This window comes from Bartonella sp. MR168JLCBS, from assembly GCF_042194175.1.
Genome location: NZ_JBHIMP010000159.1, coordinates 1 through 1062, shown reverse-complemented (window position 1 = coordinate 1062; position 1062 = coordinate 1). Strand labels below are relative to the sequence as shown.

At 43.8% G+C, this 1062-nt stretch carries 3 protein-coding genes; all 3 read right to left on the bottom strand.

Going from position 1 to position 1062, the window contains the following annotated elements:
- Positions 1–335: 50S ribosomal protein L15 (rplO, locus tag ACFIK8_RS09990; RefSeq protein ID WP_375669333.1), on the bottom strand; the 335-nt coding region annotated here is incomplete at its 3' end.
- Between the two features lie 19 nt (positions 336–354).
- On the bottom strand, positions 355–561 hold the full coding sequence (rpmD, locus tag ACFIK8_RS09985; RefSeq protein ID WP_014924219.1) for a 50S ribosomal protein L30: 207 nt from the start codon (positions 559–561) through the stop codon (positions 355–357).
- Positions 562–592: 31 nt separating this feature from the next.
- A partial coding sequence (rpsE, locus tag ACFIK8_RS09980; RefSeq protein WP_375669332.1) for a 30S ribosomal protein S5 occupies positions 593–1062 on the bottom strand: 470 nt, incomplete at its 5' end.

Here is a 1062-nt window from a genome sequence, read left to right as displayed (position 1 = left end):
TCTTTCAGACGACAAATAATACCAGCCTCTTTCAGTACAATAATATCAACAGGCTTTCCAATATCTAACTTACCTGTATCAACTGCTAACTGAATACGTCCCAGCGAAACTTCGTTATAATTCTTGGCAAAAAAATCCCTAAATCCACGCTTTGGCAAACGACGATAGATAGGCATTTGCCCACCTTCAAAACCATTAAGCGAAACACCAGAACGCGACTTTTGCCCTTTAACACCGCGGCCACTAGTTTTACCAGTACCCGAACCAATACCACGCCCAACACGTTTACGATTTCTTGTTGCGCCTTTACAATTACCCAGTTCATTGAGTTTCATATTTCAACTCCCGCAACCTTTAACCTTCATCTATAACCCGAACAAGATGCCGAACCTTAGCAATCATACCCCGCACACAAAGTGTATCCTTCAAAACACGCCGACGACGCATTTTATTCAACCCAAGCCCCTTCAAGGTCGCATGCTGAATCCGTGAATTCCGAATCGGACTCCCAATTTGCTCTACCATCACAGTTTTCCCATCCTGAGATTTTCTTTGAACCATTTCTTAATTCCTTTTCTGATAATCTCAGAAATTATCCTTCCGCATCAACCAAATGCTGACGACGTGCCTGCAAAATTGAATATTTAATACCGCGTTGAACCGCAATATCTCTAGGATGCATTTGATGTTTTAATGCATCAAAAGTTGCACGTACCATATTATAAGGATTGGACGACCCTAGTGATTTTGCAACAACATCCTGCATACCAAGAGTTTCAAAAATAGCACGCATCGGTCCCCCAGCAATAATACCGGTACCAGCAGAAGCTGAACGCAACAAAACACGGCCAGCTCCGTGACGACCTTCAAGATCATGATGCAATGTACGACCAGAGCGAAGTGGAACATAAATCATTCCACGCTTTGCAGCTTCTGTAGCTTTACGAACTGCCTCTGGCACTTCACGCGCTTTACCATGACCAAAACCCACACGCCCCTTTTGATCTCCAACAACAACAAGAGCAGCAAAACCAAAACGCCGACCACCCTTCACAACTTTAG

Coding starts and splice junctions, on each gene's coding strand:
- rpmD (WP_014924219.1), bottom strand. CDS start 561: ATGGTTCAAAGAAAATCTCAGGATGGGAAAACTGTGATGGTAGAGCAA.